General features: G+C 68.4%; 17 protein-coding genes. 8 read left to right on the top strand and 9 right to left on the bottom strand.

Annotation, left to right across the window (positions count from 1 at the left end):
- Positions 1-211 precede the first annotated feature (211 nt).
- Positions 212-1,855 carry a glucose-6-phosphate isomerase gene (gene pgi / locus ACFWUP_RS11750; RefSeq protein ID WP_379233295.1) on the top strand — a complete coding sequence of 548 codons (1,644 nt, stop codon included), beginning with the start codon at positions 212-214 and terminating at the stop codon, positions 1,853-1,855.
- On the opposite strand, the gene ACFWUP_RS11745 is transcribed toward pgi, so the two are convergent.
- The 4 genes from ACFWUP_RS11745 to ACFWUP_RS11730 form a co-directional block, all read right to left on the bottom strand.
- A complete protein-coding gene (locus ACFWUP_RS11745; protein ID WP_379233293.1) occupies positions 1,824-2,390 on the bottom strand; it encodes a potassium channel family protein in 567 nt (188 codons plus the stop codon). The two genes, pgi and ACFWUP_RS11745, sit on opposite strands and share 32 nt — an antisense overlap.
- A gap of 183 nt (positions 2,391-2,573) precedes the next feature.
- Positions 2,574-3,239 (bottom strand): nucleoside/nucleotide kinase family protein, encoded by a 666-nt coding sequence (locus tag ACFWUP_RS11740; protein WP_379233291.1) that lies wholly within the window; start codon positions 3,237-3,239, stop codon positions 2,574-2,576.
- A gap of 49 nt (positions 3,240-3,288) precedes the next feature.
- Complete coding sequence (locus tag ACFWUP_RS11735; protein WP_379233289.1) at positions 3,289-4,917, bottom strand: acyl-CoA dehydrogenase family protein; 1,629 nt, start codon at positions 4,915-4,917, stop codon at positions 3,289-3,291.
- Between the two features lie 13 nt (positions 4,918-4,930).
- The gene (locus ACFWUP_RS11730) at positions 4,931-5,536 is read right to left on the bottom strand and encodes a TetR/AcrR family transcriptional regulator (RefSeq protein ID WP_379233287.1); all 606 of its coding nucleotides are present in this window, start codon (positions 5,534-5,536) and stop codon (positions 4,931-4,933) included.
- A 194-nt stretch (positions 5,537-5,730) separates the two neighbouring features.
- Here ACFWUP_RS11730 and ACFWUP_RS11725 point away from each other — a divergent pair, with 194 nt between their 5' ends.
- Complete coding sequence (locus ACFWUP_RS11725; protein ID WP_379233322.1) at positions 5,731-6,492, top strand: crotonase/enoyl-CoA hydratase family protein; 762 nt, start codon at positions 5,731-5,733, stop codon at positions 6,490-6,492.
- Positions 6,492-7,967, top strand: a complete 1,476-nt coding sequence (locus ACFWUP_RS11720; RefSeq protein ID WP_379233285.1) for a hypothetical protein — start codon at positions 6,492-6,494, stop codon at positions 7,965-7,967. Before ACFWUP_RS11725 ends, ACFWUP_RS11720 begins: the two co-directional genes overlap by 1 nt.
- On the opposite strand, the gene ACFWUP_RS11715 is transcribed toward ACFWUP_RS11720, so the two are convergent.
- A complete protein-coding gene (locus ACFWUP_RS11715; RefSeq protein ID WP_379233283.1) occupies positions 7,968-8,657 on the bottom strand; it encodes a TetR/AcrR family transcriptional regulator in 690 nt (229 codons plus the stop codon).
- A gap of 38 nt (positions 8,658-8,695) precedes the next feature.
- On the opposite strand from ACFWUP_RS11715, the gene ACFWUP_RS11710 reads away from it, so the two are divergent.
- Positions 8,696-9,427, top strand: coding sequence for a DUF4386 domain-containing protein (locus tag ACFWUP_RS11710; protein WP_379233281.1), 732 nt, complete (start codon positions 8,696-8,698; stop codon positions 9,425-9,427).
- Here ACFWUP_RS11710 and ACFWUP_RS11705 read toward each other — a convergent pair.
- Both ACFWUP_RS11705 and ACFWUP_RS11700 read right to left on the bottom strand, forming a co-directional pair.
- Complete coding sequence (locus ACFWUP_RS11705) at positions 9,376-10,071, bottom strand: TetR/AcrR family transcriptional regulator (RefSeq protein ID WP_379233279.1); 696 nt, start codon at positions 10,069-10,071, stop codon at positions 9,376-9,378. The genes ACFWUP_RS11710 and ACFWUP_RS11705 overlap by 52 nt on opposite strands.
- 44 nt (positions 10,072-10,115) lie before the next feature.
- On the bottom strand, positions 10,116-11,414 hold the full coding sequence (locus tag ACFWUP_RS11700) for an alpha/beta hydrolase (RefSeq protein WP_379233277.1): 1,299 nt from the start codon (positions 11,412-11,414) through the stop codon (positions 10,116-10,118).
- A gap of 132 nt (positions 11,415-11,546) precedes the next feature.
- Here ACFWUP_RS11700 and ACFWUP_RS11695 point away from each other — a divergent pair, with 132 nt between their 5' ends.
- On the top strand, positions 11,547-13,649 hold the full coding sequence (locus ACFWUP_RS11695) for a bifunctional lysylphosphatidylglycerol flippase/synthetase MprF (RefSeq protein ID WP_379233275.1): 2,103 nt from the start codon (positions 11,547-11,549) through the stop codon (positions 13,647-13,649).
- 85 nt (positions 13,650-13,734) lie between these two features.
- On the opposite strand, the gene ACFWUP_RS11690 is transcribed toward ACFWUP_RS11695, so the two are convergent.
- A complete protein-coding gene (locus ACFWUP_RS11690) occupies positions 13,735-14,427 on the bottom strand; it encodes a pyridoxamine 5'-phosphate oxidase family protein (RefSeq protein WP_379233273.1) in 693 nt (230 codons plus the stop codon).
- A gap of 79 nt (positions 14,428-14,506) precedes the next feature.
- On the opposite strand from ACFWUP_RS11690, the gene ACFWUP_RS11685 reads away from it, so the two are divergent.
- The 3 genes from ACFWUP_RS11685 to ACFWUP_RS11675 are packed head-to-tail and all read left to right on the top strand — an operon-like array spanning position 14,507 to position 17,636.
- Entirely contained in the window at positions 14,507-15,955 is a 1,449-nt protein-coding gene (locus ACFWUP_RS11685) for a PLP-dependent aminotransferase family protein (RefSeq protein WP_379233271.1), read from the top strand.
- Complete coding sequence (locus ACFWUP_RS11680) at positions 15,952-16,197, top strand: DUF2630 family protein (RefSeq protein ID WP_379233269.1); 246 nt, start codon at positions 15,952-15,954, stop codon at positions 16,195-16,197. Before ACFWUP_RS11685 ends, ACFWUP_RS11680 begins: the two co-directional genes overlap by 4 nt.
- Positions 16,194-17,636, top strand: coding sequence for a dihydrolipoyl dehydrogenase family protein (locus ACFWUP_RS11675; protein WP_379233267.1), 1,443 nt, complete (start codon positions 16,194-16,196; stop codon positions 17,634-17,636). Before ACFWUP_RS11680 ends, ACFWUP_RS11675 begins: the two co-directional genes overlap by 4 nt.
- Here the strand turns inward: ACFWUP_RS11675 and ACFWUP_RS11670 are convergent.
- Positions 17,629-18,498, bottom strand: coding sequence for an Fpg/Nei family DNA glycosylase (locus ACFWUP_RS11670; protein ID WP_379233266.1), 870 nt, complete (start codon positions 18,496-18,498; stop codon positions 17,629-17,631). The two genes, ACFWUP_RS11675 and ACFWUP_RS11670, sit on opposite strands and share 8 nt — an antisense overlap.
- Positions 18,499-18,536: the final 38 nt, after the last annotated feature.

Genomic DNA, 18,536 nt, shown 5'->3' with positions numbered 1-18,536 from the left:
CCGTTGCGACGCGACGAAGGAGCAAGCAACGGCGGCTAACCGGCGACCCCTCGGGGCCGCGACTCGAGCGCGCCAGCGCTCCAATAAACACAGCGTCAAACCCCCCGGAACCACTCAAACCCCGTAGCCTTGCCCAAACATCGGTCCCGGGACAACTCAAACCCCGCGACTAGAGCGAGCCCGCGCTCCACCAACGCGGTACCCTCGCCACGTGAGCAGCAGCGACATCACCGCGTCGGCGGCCTGGCAGGCACTGCACAGCAATCACCGCACCGTTGCGCCGATGCATCTACGGCAACTGTTCGCCGAGGACCCGGCGCGCGGTCGCGAGCTGACGATGCAGGTCGCCGATCTGCACATCGACTACAGCAAACATCGCGTGACCCGCGAAACCCTGCGCCTGCTCATCGATCTCGCGCGCACGGCCGGTGTACCGCAGCGCCGCGACGCGATGTACTCGGGCCAGCACATCAACACCTCGGAGGACCGCGCGGTCGGCCATATCGCCCTGCGTCTGCCGGTCGGCGATCAGCTCTGTATCGATGGCACCGACGCCGACGCCGAGGTGCACGACGTCCTGCGCCGGATGGGCGAATTCGCCGATTCCGTGCGCTCGGGTGTGTGGCGCGGCGCGACCGGCGAACGCATCCGCACCATCGTCAATATCGGCATCGGCGGCTCGGATCTGGGCCCCGACATGGTGTATCGCGCACTGCGCCACTATGTCGACGCGGGCATCGAAGCACGTTTCGTCTCGAATGTGGACCCTGCCGATCTGGTCGCCAAGCTCGCGGGCCTCGACCCGGCGACGACCCTGTTCATCGTCGCGTCCAAGACGTTCTCGACGCTGGAAACCCTCACCAACGCCACCGCCGCCCGTCGCTGGCTGGTCGACGCGCTGGGCGAGGAAGCGGTCGCCAAGCACTTCGTCGCCGTGTCCACGAACGCGGAACGGGTGGCCGCCTTCGGCATCGACACCGCGCATATGTTCGGCTTCTGGGATTGGGTCGGCGGACGCTACTCGGTCGATTCGGCCATCGGCCTTTCGGTGATGGTGACCATCGGCAAGGAGCAGTTCGGCGAGTTCCTCAGCGGAATGCACGCCATAGACCAGCATTTCGCCACCGCACCACTGGAAGAGAACGCGCCGGTGCTGCTGGCGATGCTCGGCATCTGGTACTCGAATTTCTTCGGCGCGGAATCCCGTGTGGTGCTGCCCTATTCGAACGATATGGCCCGATTCCCCGCCTATCTGCAGCAATTGACGATGGAGTCCAACGGCAAGTCGGTGCGCGCCGACGGCACCCCGGTCACCTCCTCGACCGGCGAGATCTTCTGGGGCGAGCCGGGCACCAACGGCCAGCACGCCTTCTACCAACTCCTGCACCAGGGCACCCGGCTCATCCCCGCCGATTTCCTCGGCTTCGCCAAGTCCACCGACGACCTGCCGACCCGCGACGGCACCGGCAGCATGCAGGACATCCTGATGAGCAACCTGTTCGCGCAGTCGAAGGTGCTGGCGTTCGGCAAGACCGCCGAGGAGATCCGCGCCGAGGGCACCGACCCGGAACTGGTGCCGCACAAGGTGATGCCGGGCAACCGGCCGAGCACCACGATCCTGGCGACCGAGCTCACGCCGTCGGCGCTGGGTCAGCTGATCGCGCTCTACGAGCACCAGGTGTTCGTCGAGGGCATCATCTGGGGTGTGGACAGTTTCGATCAGTGGGGTGTCGAGCTGGGCAAACAGCAGGCTCTGGCCCTGATGCCGTTGCTGAGCGGGCCGGAAAAGCCGGTGTCGGTGGGTGATTCGTCGACCGACGAGCTCATCGAGTGGTATCGGGCCCATCGCCGCTGATCTTGTTCGCGGCCTGGGTGGCGGCCTGAATCCGACCGGTCACGCTGCTGGTGATGATGGTGAGCAGGGTGCCGAGCACCACGAGGTCGAACACGATCTGCACCATGGTCGCGATCCGCGCGACCTGGCCGACGGGATGCACGTCACCGTAACCGACGGTCCCGAGCGTGACCAGCGTGTAATACAGTGCGTCGGTCCGGGTTTCGAGTCCGTCGAATTGATCCGGATGTAGCTGCTGCAGCCGGAAGTAGAACAGTGCGAACACCACGCCGACGATGCACACGAGCAGCAGCAACCCGTCGACGCGTCCGCCCGCAGCGGTCGGCGCCCGCAGATAGCTCTGGACTCGCCGCCACACCAGCCAGCCGAGCCCGGCAATTCCGGCGAAGAACATGCACACCCCCGCCAAGCGTCCCGGCCAGGCATCGAGCTCGAACGCCCACCCCACCGGCACGCTGTAGTACAACAGCACCGCGAACACCGCCGCAGCACCGTTACGCGTCGCATGCCCGGGCACCCACCGACCTCGCGTCATCCCTCCATGATTGCCCCGAGCCCACCGTTTTCCGTGCCACACGCGCCGAACGGGCGCACGGTTGCGCGCGGAATGGGATCGGACTGGCGTCATCACACAATCGGGCCGCTTTCAGTCAGAAAACTGATCAAAAGAGCGCGAATTGCGTGATTACGCCAGTCGTCGGCGAGCGAAACCGGTGGATCAGTTCACCCGGAAGCTGGGGCCCTCGGCAGTCAGGACGTAGTCAGCGCGGTTCCTGCTCGCGGCGATCAGGTCGGCATTGCGCAGGTCGCTGCCCGCCACTTTCTCGCTCGCCTCGTCGGGTGTCCGCCCGCCGACGGTGTGCCGGTGAACCAGGCGTTCGGTAAGCACCGGACGAGGTGCGTCCAGGTACCAGCATTCATCGAGCAGTCCGCGGACCTCCGCCCAGCCGGGCGCTTCGGCGTCGGTCAGCAGCAGGTAGTTGCCCTCGACGATGACGATGTGCTCGTCACGCACAACAACCCCGCCGTCGGTCGGTTCATCGATCGCCCGATCGAACAGCGGCCACGGCACCGGCGTACCGACGGGCGTCTCCCGCAGCAACCGCAGGTCAGCGACGAACCCCGCCGCGTCGAAGGTGTCCGGCTCGCCCTTGCGCGCCAACGCGTTCCGAGCTCGCAGGACCTCGTTGCGCAGGTGATAGCCATCCATCGGCGCGACCACCGCCGCACGACCGGCCTCTCCGAGCTTTGCGCAAAGCCGCTGCGCGAGCGTAGATTTCCCTGCCCCTGGCGGCCCCGCGATGCCGAGCAGAAACCGCGCCGACCGCACGGGCACATGCTGAGCCAGTTCGCATACCGACAGCACCCCATTCGGCAAGGTCACCGCACTACCCTACCGACGGGCGCGGGCCACGAACTCGATACTGCCGGACTTACTGCACGTCGACGAACCCGCGCTCGAGGATCGCGCCGGTGTCCACGCCCACGGGCAGCGTGCCGAAGGCGATGCCCCAGTCGCCGCCGAGGCGGGTCGCGCAGAAGGCATCCGCAACGGCCGGATGACCGTGGCGGACCAACTGTGCGCCTTGCAGGACGAGTGCCATCAGTTCGACAACGCGACGGGCACGGTATTCGATATCGGACAGGTCGGTCAGTTCCTTGCCCACCCGGTCGATCGCATCGTCGAGGCGCGCATCCGCACCGCGGGCGAGCCCGACCTCGGCGAAGTACGCCTCGACCGTCTCGGGCTGACGCCCCATGGCACGCAACGCATCCAACGCCGCCACATTCCCCGAACCCTCCCAGATCGACATCAACGGCGCCTCGCGATACAGCCGCGGCATCCCCGATTCCTCCGCATACCCGTTGCCGCCCAGGCATTCCAGCGCTTCTGCGGCATGGGCGGGCGCGCGCTTACAGACCCAGTACTTGGTGATCGCGAGGGCGATCCGGCGCAGCGCGGCCTCGGCGGGATCGGTGCTGGCGCGATCGGTGGCCCCGGCCAGTCGCATCATCACCGTGGTCGCGGCATCGGATTCGACGACGAGGTCCGCCAGCACATTACGCATGGCGGGTTGATCGATCAGCTTGGCGCCGAACGCTTCTCGGTGCCTGGCGTGGTGGATGGCGGTGACCGCGCCGAGCCGCATGCCGGTGGCGGAGCCGATCACACAGTCGAGGCGGGTCATATTGACCATCTCGATGATCGTCTTCACGCCCGCGCCTTCGGCGCCGACGAGCCAGCCGGTGGCGTTCTCGTACTCGATCTCCGAGGAGGCATTGGACTTGTTGCCCAGTTTGTCCTTGAGCCGCTGAATACGAATCGGGTTGCGGGTGCCGTCGGGCAGCACGCGCGGCAGCAGAAAACACGACAGGCCGCCCGGGGCCTTGGCCAGGGTGAGGAACATGTCCGACATGGGCGCCGAGGTGAACCACTTGTGCCCGACGATGCGGTACGAACCGTCGGGTTGCGGTGCGGCCGTGGTGGTGTTGGCCCGGACGTCGGAGCCGCCCTGTTTCTCCGTCATCGACATGCCCGCGATGAGACCCGCCTTGGTCGATGGTTCGCGCAGGCCGAACTCGTAAGTGCGCGAACCCAACAGCGGTTCGAACCGCGCGGCCAGTTCGGGATTGTGGCGCAACGCGGGTACCACCGCATAGGTCATCGAGATGGGGCACATGTGTCCGGCGTCGGCGGCACCCCAGGTGAAGAACTTGGCGGCGCGGGCGGTGTGCGCGCCGGGCCGCTCGTCCAGCCACGGTGAACCGTGCAGGCCATGTGTCACAGCGACATTCATCAGGTCGTGCCAGTGCGGGTGGAATTCCACCTCATCGATCCGATTGCCCCACCGGTCGTGGGTGTGCAGGACCGGCGGGTACTCGTTGGCGAGCCTGCCCCACTCCTGCGCCTCGAAACCGCCTGCCAGCACGCCGAGTTCGCGCACCTCGGCTTCGGCCCAGCCTGCTCCTTCGCGGTGCAGGCCTTCCAGCAGCGCGGGGTTGCGCGCGGCGTCGAAGGGGATCAGCGGTGGCGCCTGATTGAACACTTCGTGGGTCGGCATGAGACTCCTTCGACTACAACGTTTCCGGGCGGGCGCCGAGCGCGCGCACGGCGAAGGCGACCAATTCGGGAATGACGGTTTCGGCGTGCGGCGCGGCGGCCAGCGGCCCGACGAGCACCTCACCGATCGCGCCGACGAGGGCGGCGGCGGTGAGGCTCGAATCCTGTGCGGGCAGTTGACCTTCGGCGACGCCGTGCGCGATGGCGGTCTCGAACGAGGCGGCGAACGCGCGCCGGAACTCCAGCCGCTGCGCATCGACGGCGGGATCGACGGGCTCGGCCAGCAGCACATAGGCCAGCTTCGGATTCTTCAGCGCACGACCGGCGAAGGTCTCCACCGCCGCGGTGACCCGCCCGACCACATCACCGTCGGCCACCGCGGCCCGCACCGCGTCGACCTCGCGGGCGACCACCGTCTCGAACACCGCCGCGACCAGCTCCGCCTTGTTCTCGAACTGCTTGTACACGGTGCCGGTGGCGATCCCCGCCTCGGCGGCGACCGCGGCCATCGACAATCCCGCGAACCCCGCCCGCGAGAGCACCCCGGTGGCACCCTGCACGATCAGCGCCCGTTGCGCGTCGAGCCGGGCCTGCACGGCCGGGGTCCTGCGATACACCATGCCAAGAAGTGAACCACCGATTCACCCCTTCACACAAGAGCACCCTGGCCGTATCGTCGAAGAATGGAACCAGGCCCAACCGCCGCCAACCGCGCGCAACCCCGGCAGCCCGTGGCCGAGCACGGCTTAACCGCCGCCGAGAGCAGCGCGCGAGGGCAATCCGCCAATTGCAGTGGGGTGAAGCGGTGAGTCCAGTGCGAGTGGAGCACGCGGGCCCGGTGACGACGGTGATCTTGGATCGACCGCATGCGCGCAATGCGGTCGATGGGCCGACCGCGCAGGCGCTGGTGGACGCGTTTCGTGCCTTCGAGGCCGATCCCGCGTCCTCGGTGGCGGTGCTGTGGGGCGATCACGGCACGTTCTGCTCCGGTGCCGATCTCAAAGCTCTCGGTACCGAGAACAGCAATCGCGTCACCGAAGACGGGGACGGGCCGATGGGGCCGACCCGGCTGCGGCTGTCCAAGCCGGTGATCGCGGCGGTCTCCGGGTACGCGGTGGCGGGTGGACTCGAACTCGCGCTGTGGTGTGATCTGCGAATTGCGGAGCAGGACGCCACTTTCGGTGTGTTCTGCCGCCGCTGGGGTGTCCCGCTCATCGACGGCGGCACCGTGCGATTGCCGCGCATCGTCGGCGAGGGCCGCGCGCTCGACATGATCCTGACCGGCCGCCCGGTGAGCGCACCCGAGGCGCTGCAGATGGGCCTGGTCACCCGCGTCGTGCCCACCGGCGACGCCCGCCGAGTCGCCGAGGAGCTGGCTGCCCAGCTCGCCGCCCTCCCCCAGACCTGCCTGCGCACCGACCGCGCCGCGCTCTACGACCAGTACGGCCACCCCGAGGAGGAGGCATTGCGCATCGAATTGCGGCACGGCATGACGGCCCTGTCCGGCGGTGCGCTCGACGGTGCCGCCCGCTTCGCCGCGGGCGAGGGCAGGCACGGCAGCACCGGCCACCGCTGATGGATCACCTCACCGTCGTCGACGAAATCTTCCTGCGCACCCACCGCGGCATGGGCACCCCCATCGCCCTCCAGGGCCTCTGGCGAACCCCCGACACGATGGAACCCGCGCTCCTGCAAGCGATTCACCACCACCTACGCCTCGGCCCCCTCGGCCGCAGAGTGGTCAACCCCCGAGTCCCCGGCGCCCGCCGCACCTGGCATCCCAACACCAACGCCCATCCCCTCGACCTCCTCCCGAGCGCCCGGCACGGCCGCCTCGAGGAGGCCACCCAGGCTTCCCGTAGCTCCAGCGCCGAAGTCGAGCCCATCGACAGCAACGCCCACGACGACGGACACACCCCACCTCACGGCCGCAACCAGGCAAGCGACTTTCTCCGCATCGACCGACTCCCCGACAGCGAAATCCTTCCCTGGGCCGACGCTCTCGGCGCCGACCTCGACCCCGAGTTCGGCCCCGGCTGGCGCCTCTCCGCTGCCCGCCTCGAAGACGGCGGAACCGTTGTCGCCCTGACCTGTTCGCACGCCCTGGCCGACGCCCGCGGCCTGATCCACGCCATCACCGCCGCCCTCCGATCCCTCGAATCAGCCGACACCGACCCAGCACACGATGCCGGACGGTCGCAGATCGCCCCAACGCCCGTCGTTGGTCGCGCGGCATCTTCGGAATGGACGGACGCCGTCTCCCAGTGGGCGACGATTTTCGGCGGCACCGCCCGCGCACTGCACCAGAGACTTCCTCGACCACTGATACGCCTCACCCGGACCGCAGCCTCTGACGAAACCCGGCCCGCCCACAGCAGCGCCACCGCCGAGACCCCGCCACCGATCCAAGGTTCCGATACCACCGACCGCCACCTGCACCCACTCCTACTCACCTTCGACGCCACCCACTGGAACACCACCGCCACCGCCCTCGGCGCAACCCCCAACAGCCTGTTCATCCACCTGATCGCGAACACCCTGTGGCAGAACGGCTTCCCGAATCCCACCATCACCGCCAGCCTCCCGGTCGACACCCGCGACGAACCCCGCGTCGACAACGACCTCGCGATGACCGAGATAACCATCCACCGCTCCGACACCCCCGCGACCATCCGCGACAAGGCCAAGGCCGCTTACCTACGCCGAATGTCCAGCCCCGCAGGCCTTCCCGAGGAAATCCTCCAGGTCGTCCCCGACCACCTGGCCTACACCCTCAGCAAGGGCGCAGGCGAACGAGACATCCTGTGCTCCAACATCGGCCCCCTACCCGAAGAAGTGCGAAAAGTAGGCCCGTACAACTGCACCCGAGTGGCAGCCCGCGCCATCCACCCGGGCATCACCACCTTCCCCCGCACCCAACTCGAGGGCTACTTCTCCCACCTCGGTGACACCTACACCCTCGCCCTGGTGAGCCTCGCCGACAACGACGCGCTGCCGGAGTCCGTCGACAAGGCCTGTGCGGCAATTGGATTACATCCCCACCCCTGGTAGTCAGACGCCGGCTATCCCGGCGAGCAAGGCACGTAACCCCCACACGAACTGATCCTCGGAATTCCACGCCGCCATCGCGTCCACCTGCGCGGCGGTGCGTGGCCAGCGATCGGCGTCGAGCAGGGCGAGCCCCTCGCGCCGTTGGGCGACGCGCTCGGATTCCGGTGCGAGCGGCGGCTTTCCGTCTGTCTCGGCAACATTGAGCGCGATCGAACCGAGTACCTGCACGATCACCGCGTACACACCGTGCGCCTGTTTCGCCGCGGGCAAGCCACCCCGGGCCAGGCACCCGAACATCGCCTCGCCGACATCGCTCGCCGCCTGCCCGTCCATCGGACCCGACATCATCAATATCGCGACCGCCGGATGCGCGAGCAGCTCGCCGCGCAGGCCGAGCGCGAAGCGGATCACCCCGTCGGTCCACTCCACGCCCAGGTCGCGCAGGGGTTCGAGGGAAACCGTCGAGAGCACACGTTCGATCACGGCGCGTTCGAGATCGGCCCGGCTCGCCACGTAGGTGTACACCGCGTTGGGATTCACCCCGAGCTTGCCCGCGACGGCCCGGATCGACAGCGCCCCGATTCCACCCTCGTCGAGGAGCTGCAGCGCGATGTCGACCACCTGCTCCTCGGCGAACGAACGCCGAGCCGGCCGCGACGCGCCGACACCTGTTGACTTCGCCTTCGACATGCGGTGAACTGTACTCCGTACAGCCAGAATGGATTCTCATGCGGAACACGTCATCGACCGAGCACCGCTACCCGCACGCCCACCCGACGAGCCGCGGACAATCGCTCGCGACCATCACACTGCTGATCTGCGCCCCGATCCTGATGAACCTGGCGTTCATCGGCCTGGGGACGACCTTCGATTACCCCGACGTCCTCCAGCTGCCCGCCACCGAGGTCCTCGCCCGATTCCGGGCCGAGCAGCGCACGATTATCACGCTGTTCACCGTGCTCGCCGCCGCGGCCTGCGCGTTCGTCCCGCTGTCGGTCCTGATCGGCCGCCTCGACGATTCACCCACGATGCGCTGGGCGGTGCGCGCGGGCGTCGCTGCGGCCATCGTGCAGACGATCGGCCTGCTGCGCTGGCCGCTGCTCGTCCCCACCCTGCCCGATTCCGCGATCGACGTTTTCGAACGGCAGCACATGCTGCTCGGCACCCTGCTCGGGGAAACCGTCGGCTACACCATGACCGCGATCTGGACAGCCCTGGTCGTCAAGGCCCTGCGCACCCCGGGCTGGTTCGCCGCACTCGGCAACATCAGCGCCGCCGCCATCGCCACCGGCGTGGTCGTCCCACTCGGCATCGAACCGGCCGCCGTCACCAACTTCGTCGGCTATCTGCTGTGGAGCGGGTGGCTACTCGCCTTCGCCGCCCTGCTCGCGAAGGGCACGGTCGTCCGTCAGGTCGCCGTCATCCCGATGAGCAGCACGCGAAGCCCCCAGACGAACTGATCGACGGAGGTCCAGGCGGCGATCTCCTCCAGGTGCGCGGTAGCGCGCGGCCACCGCTGCGGATCCAGATCCCGCAGGGCCTTGCGACGTGCCGCGATGCGCTCGGATTCCGCTGGCAGCGGCGGTTTTCCGTCGGTTTCGGCCACGTCGAGGGCGATCGAGCCGAGCACGTACACGAGCACCGCGTACACCCCGTGTGCGCGAATGGCGGCGTGCAGCCCGCCACGAGCCAGGCAGATGAACAGTGACTCGGTCATATCGCGCGCCACCGGTCCGTCCGCCGACGGACTGTCCATGGGCCCGGCCATGATCAGACCCGCGACGGCGGGATGTTCGAAAAGCCGCCCGCGCATGCTGAGCGCGAACTGGATCACCGCCGCGGTCCACTCCACCCCGTCGTCGGACAGGGGTCCGAGTTCCACCGACGCGAGCACGTGTTCGATCACGGCGCGCTCGAGGTCTTTCACGGTACCGACGCACGCGTGCACCGCATCCGCGTCGACCCCGAGCCGGTGCGCCACCGCACCGATGGACAACGCCTCGATGCCCCCCGTATCGAGGATCCCCAGCGCGGCCTCGACTACCCGCGCGACGGTGATCGCCCCTCCGTCGACGTCCGTACCTGGGGTTTCCACCTCGGACATACGCCGAACTGTACTCCGCGAACCACTGCGGCAGCCGTCACCGATCAGGGTGTCAGACCGAGTCGGGTGGCCAGCCACGGCAGCTGATCGCGCAACCCGGCCGCCCACAGCGCGAAATTGTGGCCGCCGGGCAGAATCCGCAATCGCACGTCCATCCCCGCGTCCTTCGCCGCCTGATACATCCGCTCCACCTGCGGCCGATACATCTCGTCGGAGGCCCCGACGACGAACGCACCGGCCGAGTCCGGATAGGTCCGCGACCGCAGCAGGTCGAGCGGATTGACCCGCAGCAGCGCTGCGGTATCGCCGCCGAACGCGGCGTCGACGGTGCGCTGCCGGTCGCCCAGCGTCGGCTCGTCCTGGCCGGAGATGTCGAGAAAAGTGGGGTAGACCTGGGGATAGTTGGTGGCCAGTTGCAGCGAACATGTTCCGCCGTAGGACAGTCCACCCACCGCCCACGACCGCGGATCCGGATCGACCTGCAGGTTCGCGCGCGTCCACGCGGGCACATCGACGGCCAGGTAGGTGGCGACATTGCCGAGCCTGGAGTCCATACACAGCGGGTTCGCCAGCTGGGAGCCGGTCCCGTCGGCCACCACGACCACCGGGGCGAGCCCACCGTGGGCGCGGGCGAAGGAATCCATGGTCTCGTCCAACTCCCCGCCGATGAACCAGTCTTCCGGCGCACCGGGCTCACCGGCGAGCAACACCAGCACCGGAAGCAACGGCCGAGGATCGGCGAAATAGGCTGGTGGCAAATAGATCTGGGCTTCCCGCGCGGTGAACCCGGACGCGGTCGGCGGCACCGTCGCGGTGAGCACCCGCCCACCGTCGGGCAGCCCGGCGGGCTCATGCCACGCGGGTTCCAGCGGACGCGCGCTGACCACCTGCTCACGCCGCGTCAGCTCACCGGCCTCGACCCGCTCCACCTCTTCGACGCCGAGCGCCGCGCCGACAGTCGGATACGACGCATACACCAGATTGATCCGAACACCCACCGTGACCAGCACCGCAACCGCCGCGAGCACGGTCACCACCCCGGTCCACACGCCCCGTCGCACCAGAATTCGCGGCACAACCAGCAGCACCGCGGCCAGCGCGATCCCGATCAGCACATACACCGACACGGCGATCGGGTCGGGAAACGGCCGCCACACCTCCTCGACGAACAGATACAGCGCTGCGGTGAGCACCGCGGCGGACAGCACCACGATCGGCATGATCGTCGTGACGTAGCGCCGCACGCGAGGTAACAGCAACCACACCGCACCCACGACGCCGAGTACCGTCAACGTCACCGGCAGCCATCCGGTGAGCAACGACAGATCGGTGATTCGCGTCATCGCTGACCTCCACTGATCACACTTCGACCGCCCGCGGCGCCCGCATCACCGGCCGGTACGGCCGCGATGACATACGGTACACAGAAGACGTCACGGCGCCGGTGCGGCGCACTCGCAGCAAAGGGTGGTTCCATGGACGACAACGCAGCTGCCACCGAACCGGCACCCGCACGCGGCGTCACGTTGGCGCGCACCGTGTTCCACCGGTTGCCGTTCACCGCGGGCTTCCTCGCCGTGGTCGCGATCCTCGGCCTGGCCACCGGCAGCCTCTGGCACAAGCTCTACGAGCGTTCGTGGTTCCCCGACATCGCCTACGGCTGGCCCGCCCTGACCGAGGGCAAGTGGTGGACACCGCTGTCGGGCTGGGTCTTCGGGCTCACACCCTTCCAATACCTGTGCATGGCAGTGCTTTTCGGGTTCGGAGTCGGCTGGGCGGAATGGCGGCTCGGCACCGCGCGCACCGCCGTGGTCTGCGTATCCGGCCAGTTGGTCGGCATCCTCGGCGCCTCGGTGACGGTCGGCCTGCTGGCGCACACCCATCTCGAATGGGCCGACCGGCTGTCGGAGGTGCGCGATGTCGGGTTCAGCACGGCGGCGATCTCGGCGCTGGCCGCGGTCTCGGCGACCCTGCGTTCGCCGTGGCGACTGCGGCTGCGGGCCGCGCTGATCGCGTACGTGTCGATCACGTTCCTGTTCGAATCGACCTTCGCCGATCTCATGCACCTGCTCGCGCTCGCCGTCTGGCTGCCGGTGGGCGAAAAGCTGTTCAGCCGTGTCGAACACGGCTTCTGGCCGCGCACCCGGCGCGAGGTACGCACGCTCGCCTTCGTCGGCCTGTTGGTGATCGCGGCGGCCTCGGTGGCGGTGTATTTCTTCCCCGGCAACAGCCTGCTCGGACCGACCGTGAACGAACGCGGCTCACTGGGTGGCACGATTCTCACGGTCCTGGTGATCGCGGTGGTCGCCGACCAGCTGCGCAAGGGCAGGCGGTGGGCGTGGTGGGCGACCGTGGCCTACGGTCTGCTGATCGTCGTCAGCACGCTGGTGTTGCTCGGCGTCGCCATCGGCACCGATTACGAGACCACCGGCGCGGTGACCGTCGGCACCGGCCTGCTGTGGGCGGGCGAGGTGGCGCTGCTCTACGGCGGGCGCGGTGCGTTCCGGGTGCCCGCGCGACGCAAGATCACCGACGGCGCGCTCACCGGCACCGAGCCCGGCGAGGCGGTCCGCACCCTGCTGGCTCGCTACGGCGGCAGCACCATGTCGTGGATGACCACCTGGCCGGAGAACAAGTACTGGTTCGCCGCCGACGGTGAACGCTGCGTCACCTACCAGCGCCACGCGGGCACGGTCATCGCGCTCACCGACCCGATCGGCCCCGCCGACCTGCTGCCCGACACCATCGCCACCTTCACCGACCGCTGCGAATCCGACGGCCTGATCCCGTGCCTGTTCTCCACCACCCAGTCCGTGGCCGACATCGCGGGCGAACTCGGTTGGCGCAGTGTGCAGATCGCCGAGGACACCATTGTCGACCTGCCGCAACTGGAGTTCAAAGGCAAAGCGTGGCAGGACATCCGGTCGGCTATCAACCGGGCAACCAAGGAAGGCATCGACTTCCGCCTCGTGGAACTGGCCGACCAACCGTTCGCGGTGATCGCCCAGGTGCGCGCGATCTCCGAGGAGTGGGTGGGCGAAAAGGGCCTTCCCGAAATGGGATTCACGCTCGGCGGCGTGGAGGAAGCCCTCGACCCGGCCGTCCGCGTTGGGCTGGCGATCGACACCGAAGGCAGCGTGCACGGCATCACCTCTTGGCTGCCCGTCTACGCGGCGGGCGGGGAGATCCGCGGCTGGACCCTGGACGTGATGCGCCGCCGACCCGACGGTTTCCGGCCGGTGGTGGAATTCCTCATCGCCTCGTCCTGCCAGACGTTCAAAGAGGAAGGCGCCGAGATCGTTTCGCTGTCCGGCGCCCCGCTGGCGCGCAGTGCGGGCACCGACGACGCCGAGCCGATCGATCGTCTGCTCGAAGGGCTCGGCGCTGCGATGGAACCGTATTACGGCTTCCGGTCACTGCATTCGTTCAAGGCCAAGTTCCAGCCCCGCCACGAACCGGTGTACCTGTGCTACCGCGACGAAGCAGATCTGCCGCGCATCGGCATCGCGCTGACGAAGGCGTATCTGCCGGAGGTCTCGGCCAAAGACCTCATGGCGCTCGGCACAGCCGGACATTAACCACCTGCCGGATCAGCCGCTCGGCACAGCCGGACATCAGCCACCCGCCACATCGGCCGCTCGGATCGCCGTGCCTGGGCGAGCCTCAGCTCACCGACACTTCGACCGGTGTCACCCGGGCCGCGACATCAGCGGGCACGTCGACGCCCGGTTCGAGGTTGTCGGCCGGGATCGGCTCACCCCACACCTGCCGCAGCGGCAGCACCCCGGCCCACACACCACCGGCCTCGATGTCGCTCGCATCGTCGTTGGGCCCACCGGTACGCACCTTGACCGAGGCCTCGGTGAGATCGAGCGCGAGCACCATCGTCGCCGCCATTTCCTTGCGATTGGGCGGGCGCACCCGATCCCACGCACCCGGCGCGGAGTGCTCGACGATCACCCGTAGGGCATCCATCCGCTCGGCCTCGTCGGTGACCAGCACCGCCCGCCCCCGGATCACCGCGGACCGGTAGTTCATCGAGAAATGCATGGCCGAGCGGGCGTAGATCAGACCGTCGACATGGGTGACCGCGAGCGAGATATCGGTGTCGATCGCGGCACGCAGATTGCCAGCGCCGGTGGATCCGTGCAGGTAGAGCGTGTCTCCGACCCTGCCGTAGATGGTGGGCAGCACGACCGGCGCCCCGCCGAGCAGCACACCGAGATGGCAGACCATGCCCGCGTCGAGCACCGAGTCGAGCTCCGCGCGATCGGTGGCGCCGCGTTCCTTGGAACGGGTCAGCGTGGTGCGCGGGGTCGGCGAGAGGGGGCTGCGGTTGACGTCGTGCGTACTCATAAGATGAGCTTCGCCGACGAAGTGGACCACGTGTAGATCCAATTCGATCGAAGTTCAACAGGCCAATTCGAGGTGGACGATGCTCGACGACCTTCCGATCCCGCTCGACCGAAGCGCCCCCGAACCGCTATCGGTGCAGGTAGCCGATGCCCTGCGCGCCGCGGCGACCGATCGGGTGCTGCGCGTCGGCGACCGCCTGCCCTCCTCACGCGCCCTGGCCCAGCGACTCGGCGTGAGCCGGACCGTGGTCGCGGGCGCCTACGACCAACTGCACGCCGAAGGCTGGCTCACCGGCAAACACGGCTCCGGCACCTACCTCAGCACCGCGCCCGCCCCCGCACCGCACACAACCGCCTCCCACCACCACCCAGATCCGGACGCGGACCTGCTCGATCTCAGCCCCGGCGCCCCGTGCGCCGAAGCGGTCGACTCCGCGGCCTGGCGCCGGGCCTGGCGCGCAGCAGGCGATCAGGCGCCCGAGACCCGCAAGAATCGCGCGGGCGAACCCGACTTCCGGACAGCGGTCGCCGATCACCTGCTCCGCCATCGCGGACTGGCCGCCGGACCCGGCTCGGTCGTCCTGGCCACCGCGGGAACCAGCAGTGCGGTCGTCGAACTCGCCACGGCGCTGCTCCGGCCCGGCGATACGGTCGCCATCGAAGACCCCGGCTACCTGCGTGCCGTCGGTGCGTTCCGGGCCGCGGGAATCGAGGTTCTCCCGGTGCCCGTCGACGCGGGCGGTTTGTGTGTCGACCGCATTCCGGCAGGCGTGCGCGCGGTGTATTGCACACCGGCACACCAGTTTCCACTCGGCGCGATGATGCCAGCGTCCCGCCGAGTCGAAATCGTCGAATTCGCCAGAACAACAGGCGCTTTGATCATCGAAGACGACTACGACGGCGAATTGCGTTACGACACAGCACCACTGCCACTACTGGCGTCGATGGCGCCCGACGTCGTCGTCCACCTCGGCACCACCAGCAAGATCATCGCCACCACCCTCGGCGTCGGCTGGCTCGTCGCCCGCCCCGACATCACCGACGCCGTACTCACCCACCGCGCCCACATCGGCACCTCCCCCAGCCCTGCCGGCCAGCACGTTCTCAGCGAGTTCGCCCGCCACGGCGACCTCGCTCGCCACCTTCGCCGCCTGCGCAGAGCAGTCCCACCGCGCCGTGCTCTCGTCGTCGACGAACTCGCCCGCCACGGCCTGCCCGTCCTCGGCGACGATGCCGGCTCGCACGTGGTCGTGGAACTGCCCGACCTCGCAGCCGAACACCACGCCATCGACACCGCCCGCACCCGCGGCGTCCGCCTCGACGGCCTGGCCCGCCACCACCTCGCCGAGCCACACCGTTTCGGCGTCGCCATCGGCTACACCGCCCTGACCAGCACCGACCTCGCCCGAGCCGTGCCGATCGCCGCCGACTGCCTCGCGCAGGCATCCCGCGGACAGCCGGGTGCGGTCGTAGCATGGACTCCAGAGTCCGGCACTACCCCTCCGACTATCGAACGGGTGAGCACATGACCGATCAGGACATTCTGGCGCGGATCAAGCAGCTGGTCGACGACGAGCACGCCCTGCGAGCCAAGGCCACCGCCGGTGAGATCGACCCGGTCGCCGAGCGCAAGCAGTTGGCCGAGCTGGAGGTGATGCTCGATCAGGCGTGGGATCTGTTGCGGCAGCGGCGCGCTCGGATCGGCTCCGGCGAATCTCCCGACGAGACCGGGATGCGTTCTCCCCGTGAGGTCGAGGGCTATCTGCAGTGACCGACGAATACGACGTCATCGTGATCGGCGGCGGCCCGGCGGGTGAGAACGCCGCCGCCTACGCCATCGCGGGCAGCGACCGCACCGCAGCCATCGTCGAGCGGGAACTGTTCGGCGGCGAGTGCAGTTTCTGGGCGTGTATTCCCAGCAAGGCACTGTTGCGTCCTGGTGCCGTTCTCGACCTCGGCGAGGCGATGCCGGGCGTGACCGCGAGCGGCCCGCAGGTGGGCGACGTCCTCGCTCGCCGCGACACGTTCATCCACCACCACGACGACAGTTCCCAGGTCGAGTGGGCGAAATCGGCCGGTATCGATCCTGTTCGTGGCGCGGGCCGCCTGGTCGGCGAGAAGCTTGTCGAGGTCGACACCGACGACGGCGTGAAAACGCTGTGTGCCCGGCACGCGGTGGTACTGGCGACCGGCACCACCGCCACCATCCCGGATATTCCGGGCGTGCGCGAGGCCCTGCCGTGGACCTCTCGCGACGCCACCAATCTCACCGTCGTCCCGCGCCGCGTCGCCATCGTCGGCGGCGGTGTCGTCGCCTGTGAGGCGGCGACCTGGCTGGCCGAACTCGGCGCCGAGGAGGTGACCCTGCTGGTCCGCGGCGACCGCCTGCTCCCCCGCAACGAACCATTCGCCTCGGCGATGGTGCTGCAGGGTCTGCTCGACACCGGCATCGTGAAGGTGCGTTTTCACACCGAACCGAAGCTGGTCTCGCGCCGCGACCCCGAGGACACCGGTGTCGGCCACATCCACGGCGGGCCGGTCACTCTCGTGCTCGATGACGGCGAACTCGAGGTCGACGAACTAGTCGTCGCCACCGGCCGCACCCCCGCCACTTCGTCCCTCGGCCTCGACACCGTCGGACTGCCCGCGGGTTACATCGAAGTCGACGACCAACTGACCGCACGCGGCGTACCGGGCGACTGGCTGTATGCCGTCGGCGACGTGAATCACCGTGTGGCACTGACACATATGGGCAAGTACCAGGCTCGCGTGTGCGGTGACGTGATCGCCGCACGCGCAGAGGGCAAGCCCCTCGACGGCATGCGGTTCACCGCGAGCGCCGACCATCAGCAGGTGCCCCAAGTCGTCTATACCGCACCGGAACTCGCGGCCGTCGGCCTCACCGAACACGAGGCGCGCACCGCGGGCCACGCGGTCGACACCGTCGAACTCGATATCGAGGTAGCGGGTTCGGCACTCTCGCGCGACGACTTCCACGGCCGCGCGAAACTCGTCGTCGACACCGCCGCCGACCGCATTCTCGGCGCCACCTTCGTCGGCCCCGACATGGGCGAACAACTGCATGCCGCCACCATCGCGGTGGTCGGACAGGTGCCGATGGACACCCTGTGGAACGCCGTCCCGGCCTTCCCGGCCGTCAGCGAATTCTGGCTCCGGCTACTGGAATCCTGGCGCCAGAAGACTATTTGAGCAGCCGCGACATCCGCCGGTCGGCGAGCACCTTGCCGCCGGTCTGGCAGGTGGCGCAGTACTGGAACGAGCGCTCGGCGTAGGACACCTCGCGCACCGTGTCGCCACATACCGGACACGGCTCGCCCGTTCTCGCGTGAACCCGCATGCCCGAACGCTTTTCGCCCTTCAACCGCGCCGCGTCCTGACCCACCGAGCGGTCGACCGCGTCGAGCAGCACCGTGCGCATCGCGGTGTACAACTGCGAAACCTTCTCCGCCGACATCGTTTTGGTATTCGCGAACGGGGAGATCTTCGCGGTGTGCAGTATCTCGTCGGAGTAGGCGTTGCCGATCCCGGCCAGCAGGGTCTGATCGACGATCGCGGTCTTGATCCGCTGCGAAGTGCTTTTCAGCAGCGCCGCGAACTCGTCCTCGGTCAGCCCGAGCGCATCGGGCCCCAGCCGCGCGATCCCCGGCACCATCATCGGGTCCTCGACGACGTACACGGCCAGCCGCTTCTTGGTCCCCGCCTCGGTCAGATCGATCGCCGGGGTCGTGCCCTCGGGCGTGAAGAAGTGCACGCGCAAAGCGAGGGGACTCTTCCCACCCGGCTTGGGCGGCATCGGATTCGGCTCGTCGACCCAGCGCAACCAGCCCGCGCGCGACAGATGGGTGATCAACCACAGTCCGCCACAATCCATTCCGAGGAACTTCCCCCACCGCCCCGCCCCGGTGACATCACGACCGGACAGCGCGGTGACCGGCGGATCGAAGGTCTTCACCACACTCAGGGCCGCCACGTCCACACGACCGACCACGGCGCCGACCGCATGATCCCGGAGGAACTGCGCCAACGCCTCGATTTCCGGCAGCTCGGGCACCAGGCCAGTTTAGCTACTTCGCGGGGATCGGCGCGGGA

It is taken from the genome of Nocardia sp. NPDC058658 (assembly GCF_042716665.1).
Taxonomy (GTDB): Bacteria; Actinomycetota; Actinomycetes; order Mycobacteriales; family Mycobacteriaceae; genus Nocardia.
Note: the sequence above shows the minus strand (reverse complement) of the source record. Positions and strands in the feature narration are given on the sequence as shown.

What these genes read in the sequence shown, in the direction of transcription:
- ACFWUP_RS11745 (WP_379233293.1), bottom strand. Translation starts at nt 2,390, where the DNA reads ATGACGCGAGGTCGGTGGGTGCCCGGGCATGCGACGCGTAACGGTGCT.
- ACFWUP_RS11735 (WP_379233289.1), bottom strand. Translation starts at nt 4,917, where the DNA reads ATGCCGACCCACGAAGTGTTCAATCAGGCGCCACCGCTGATCCCCTTC.
- ACFWUP_RS11730 (WP_379233287.1), bottom strand. Translation starts at nt 5,536, where the DNA reads ATGGTGTATCGCAGGACCCCGGCCGTGCAGGCCCGGCTCGACGCGCAA.
- ACFWUP_RS11720 (WP_379233285.1), top strand. Translation starts at nt 6,492, where the DNA reads ATGGATCACCTCACCGTCGTCGACGAAATCTTCCTGCGCACCCACCGC.
- ACFWUP_RS11715 (WP_379233283.1), bottom strand. Translation starts at nt 8,657, where the DNA reads ATGTCGAAGGCGAAGTCAACAGGTGTCGGCGCGTCGCGGCCGGCTCGG.
- ACFWUP_RS11710 (WP_379233281.1), top strand. Translation starts at nt 8,696, where the DNA reads ATGCGGAACACGTCATCGACCGAGCACCGCTACCCGCACGCCCACCCG.
- ACFWUP_RS11705 (WP_379233279.1), bottom strand. Translation starts at nt 10,071, where the DNA reads ATGTCCGAGGTGGAAACCCCAGGTACGGACGTCGACGGAGGGGCGATC.
- ACFWUP_RS11700 (WP_379233277.1), bottom strand. Translation starts at nt 11,414, where the DNA reads ATGACGCGAATCACCGATCTGTCGTTGCTCACCGGATGGCTGCCGGTG.
- ACFWUP_RS11695 (WP_379233275.1), top strand. Translation starts at nt 11,547, where the DNA reads ATGGACGACAACGCAGCTGCCACCGAACCGGCACCCGCACGCGGCGTC.
- ACFWUP_RS11690 (WP_379233273.1), bottom strand. Translation starts at nt 14,427, where the DNA reads ATGAGTACGCACGACGTCAACCGCAGCCCCCTCTCGCCGACCCCGCGC.
- ACFWUP_RS11685 (WP_379233271.1), top strand. Translation starts at nt 14,507, where the DNA reads ATGCTCGACGACCTTCCGATCCCGCTCGACCGAAGCGCCCCCGAACCG.
- ACFWUP_RS11680 (WP_379233269.1), top strand. Translation starts at nt 15,952, where the DNA reads ATGACCGATCAGGACATTCTGGCGCGGATCAAGCAGCTGGTCGACGAC.